The organism is Pseudomonas sp. NPDC089569 (assembly GCF_050280625.1).
Classification (GTDB): Bacteria; Pseudomonadota; Gammaproteobacteria; order Pseudomonadales; family Pseudomonadaceae; genus Aquipseudomonas.
Genome location: NZ_JBNNVQ010000213.1, coordinates 1 through 3,245, shown reverse-complemented (window position 1 = coordinate 3,245; position 3,245 = coordinate 1). Strand labels below are relative to the sequence as shown.

5 protein-coding genes are annotated in these 3,245 nt (G+C 58.4%); all 5 read right to left on the bottom strand.

All coding sequences use genetic code 11. From position 1 onward, the window contains the following. The coding region (locus ACQKP2_RS32295) for a CrfX protein (RefSeq protein WP_427582309.1) at positions 1 to 217 on the bottom strand (217 nt) is incomplete at its 3' end. A 57-nt stretch (positions 218 to 274) separates the two neighbouring features. Beyond that, positions 275 to 1,270, bottom strand: coding sequence for a zinc transporter ZntB (locus ACQKP2_RS32290; protein WP_427582308.1), 996 nt, complete (start codon positions 1,268 to 1,270; stop codon positions 275 to 277). Between the two features lie 34 nt (positions 1,271 to 1,304). Beyond that, positions 1,305 to 1,796, bottom strand: coding sequence for a ribonuclease E activity regulator RraA (gene rraA / locus ACQKP2_RS32285; RefSeq protein ID WP_427582307.1), 492 nt, complete (start codon positions 1,794 to 1,796; stop codon positions 1,305 to 1,307). Between the two features lie 132 nt (positions 1,797 to 1,928). Further along, complete coding sequence (locus ACQKP2_RS32280) at positions 1,929 to 2,924, bottom strand: alpha/beta fold hydrolase (RefSeq protein ID WP_427582306.1); 996 nt, start codon at positions 2,922 to 2,924, stop codon at positions 1,929 to 1,931. Positions 2,925 to 3,104: 180 nt separating this feature from the next. Then, the coding region (locus ACQKP2_RS32275) for a hypothetical protein (RefSeq protein WP_427582310.1) at positions 3,105 to 3,245 on the bottom strand (141 nt) is incomplete at its 5' end.

The window sequence follows — 3,245 nt, the reverse complement described above, 5'->3', positions numbered from 1 at the left end:
GAAGACGGGACACCGGCGCGATATGGGCCGAGCCATTGTTCAGAGCGATCATCAGGGCGGGCAGCCAGCGGCCCAGCAGGCTGAACAGATCACCCGCGCCAACCTGGCGGTTGGCGGTTTTCAATACACGACCAAGGCACGCATCGTCGTCCCGGGTGGACGGGGATGCCTTGAGCATTTCGCGCAAAGACTGTTCAAACGGATCGTGCATACGCACCTCTCGTGATGTCTGTGAAAGACGCGGTAAAAATTGCTCGGGTCACATGGTCCATTTTCAAACCCAACGCAACCGGCGGAACAGCCACCACTGTCCGAGTGCAACCAGGACCATCAGCAGACAGGCGACCATGAAGCCATACGGGCTCGCGGAAAATGGAATACCCCCGACGTTGATCCCCAGAAGACCGGTCAGAAAACTCATCGGCAGGAAGATCCCGGTGATGATCCCGAAGCGATACATCGTCCGATTCATGCGCACGCTCAACCGTCGGTCTTCAGCCTCAAGAACCAGCCCTACGCGCTCGCGCGTCAGTTCCAGCTCTTCAAGGTAACGGGTCAGGCTGTTGTTCAACTCGTTCCAGTAATCGCCATCGTCCTCGACGAACCAGTGCAACTTGATCCGCGTGAGCTGACCAAAAATATCTCGCTGCGGAGCGAGAAACCGCTTCAACGCAGCGGCCCGACGACGGATCTGCAAAACCGCGCCATGCTCAGGCGTATACCGTTCGTCGGAATCCAGCTTTTCCTCTTCGTCATCGACCACTTCAGAGAGGCAACTGACCAGATCCTGCACCTTGTTGGTGAGGTACTGCGCCATACAAAGGATCAACTCGGAAGCGGTTTTCGGCCCCTTGCCTTCAGCCAACTGCACCAGCAGCTCCTCTGTGGCGCGCAATGGGCGCAAACGCAGGGAAATCACCCGCTGGGCAGAGGCGAAGATCCGTACCGACACCATATCCTCGGGTTCGGCGCCCGGATTGAGGTTTACCCCGCGCAAAAATAGCAGCAGTTCGCTGTCCGAAAGCTGTAGAAGGCGTGGACGGGTGTTTTCTTCCAGCAACAGATCACAACTGAACTCGCTCAGCCCACTGGATTTGCGTAGCCAGGTCTGGGTCTGCGGGTGGCTGCGATCCCAGTGCAGCCACAGGCTTTCATGAGCCTGCAACTGCAAGTCATCCAGTTCTGTCCGGGCTATCGAACGCGCACCGCCTTTACCATCCAGCACCAAGGCATGGACCAGCCCCCACTGCGCGTTTTCTTCCTCGAACATCCGCACTCCATTCTTCAAAAAAGTCGGCTAACGCTTACTCGGGCATTGCAAGAGGACTCGGCGAGATAATCACGCCGTTGTTGTCTGCATAAATGTATTGGCCTGGGTGGAAGGTCACGCCGGCGAACGTCACGGGAACGTTCAGATCTCCGATACCGCGCTTGTCGGTTTTCATCGGATGGCTGGCCAACGCCTGAACCCCCAGGTCGGTTTGCGCAATGACGTCGACGTCACGGATGCAACCGTAGATCACCAAGCCTTCCCAGCCATTATTGGCAGCCTTTTCTGCCAGCATGTCACCCAGCAACGCGCGCCGCAGGGAGCCACCACCGTCGACCACCAGCACCTTGCCGTGGCCTTTGAGCTCGACCTGTTCCTTGACCAGGGAGTTATCTTCGAAGCACTTGATGGTCACGATTTCGCCGCCAAAAGAATCACGGCCGCCGAAATTGCTGAACATCGGATCCAGCACCTGCACCAGCTCCGGGTAGGCGTCGCACAGGTCAGGCGTGAGGTAATGATTCATCGAGAAACTCCTGTAAAGAGGAAGACAGCACGAACATTACTGATGATCCAGTCATCGAAAATGACCAGATCAACTCAATGCGTCATATCTTAGCCGCAAGCCGATCAGAGCGAAATGCCCTTGATAGAGCCTTCAGCTCTGGGCCGCAGCGGTCAATTGCGCTGGCTCACCCAGCAAAGGTGTCTGTTGATCCGCCAGCCAGCGGGTCACCAATGGCCAGACTTCAGCCTGGGCGGGCTTGCTGACCAGCATTTCCACATGGCCGAAATTATCACCGAACCCCTGCTCGCGCCCCAGGTTGATGAACTGCTTGTGCTCGGAACCCAATTGATCGAACAGTTTGCGGCAGGCCCAGGTCGGGTCCTGATGGTCACCCGCCGCACTCACCGCCAGCATCGGCAACTTGACGTCGGCCAGGCCAGCCCACCAGTCTTTATCGGCATCGCCAAAACGTCCGAACAAGCCATGCCAGCGCATACCTTCCAGGGCCAGGCCGATCGGCTCGTCTTCCGGACCGCGCTTGAGCCGTGAACCGGACAGTTGCGCGAAACGCTTGAGGATGAAGCGCCCACCCCACTCCACCGGCGGTATTTTCAGCGGCCAGTAGGTGCGACTGATTTGAGTGCCGAAAAAAGCGGCGGATGCCACCACCGGTTCGCCGATGTATTCGCCACCCAACGCCGCCGCCAGCGTAATACCGCCCAACGAGTGGCCGATCCAATGCGGAATCTGTCCGCTCTGCTCGCGCACGAACGCACCGATGGCCGGCAGATCGTAGCGCGCGTAATCGGCGACACGGTTCTTGCGGTAGTCCAGGTTACGCTGGGACAAACCGTGACCACGCATCTCGGGAATCCACACATCGAACCCCAGGCGTGTCAGAAAGGCGCCCAGGCCCACGCCCTTGGGGGAATACCAGAAGCGTCGATTGGAAAAACTGCCATGCAGCAGAATCACTGGCACACCGCGCGCCGCCGGCTCGTCGGCCATGCCAAGACGAGTGACTGCCAACTCCACGGACCAGTCCGGGCTGTTGCCCGGTTTCAAACGGTAAACATCTTCGCTCAGATCGCCACGCCGCTCGGCGCTGATCAAAGCGACAGGAAATAGGTTGCTGCTGCTTTGCATAATCTCTTGCACAAAAAAGGGCGGCTTCCGGAAGAGCCCGCCCTGCTTAAATCTGGTCAATGACCATTTTAACTGTAGGAGCGAGCACGCTCGCGATGGACTACAAGGCACCGCAGGACATCTGATGCCCCGCGTTATCGTTAGCGACCATCGCGAGCTTGCTCGCTCCTACAGGGAGCATCAAGCCTCAGCCTGACCCTCGGCCAGGAAGAACCATGTTTCCAGCACGGAGTCCGGGTTCAGCGAAACGCTTTCAATGCCTTGCTCCATCAGCCACTTGGCCAGGTCCGGGTGGTCCGAAGGGCCCTGACCGCAGATGCC

What these genes read in the sequence shown, in the direction of transcription:
- ACQKP2_RS32290 (WP_427582308.1), bottom strand. Translation starts at nt 1,270, where the DNA reads ATGTTCGAGGAAGAAAACGCGCAGTGGGGGCTGGTCCATGCCTTGGTG.
- rraA (WP_427582307.1), bottom strand. Translation starts at nt 1,796, where the DNA reads ATGAATCATTACCTCACGCCTGACCTGTGCGACGCCTACCCGGAGCTG.
- ACQKP2_RS32280 (WP_427582306.1), bottom strand. Translation starts at nt 2,924, where the DNA reads ATGCAAAGCAGCAGCAACCTATTTCCTGTCGCTTTGATCAGCGCCGAG.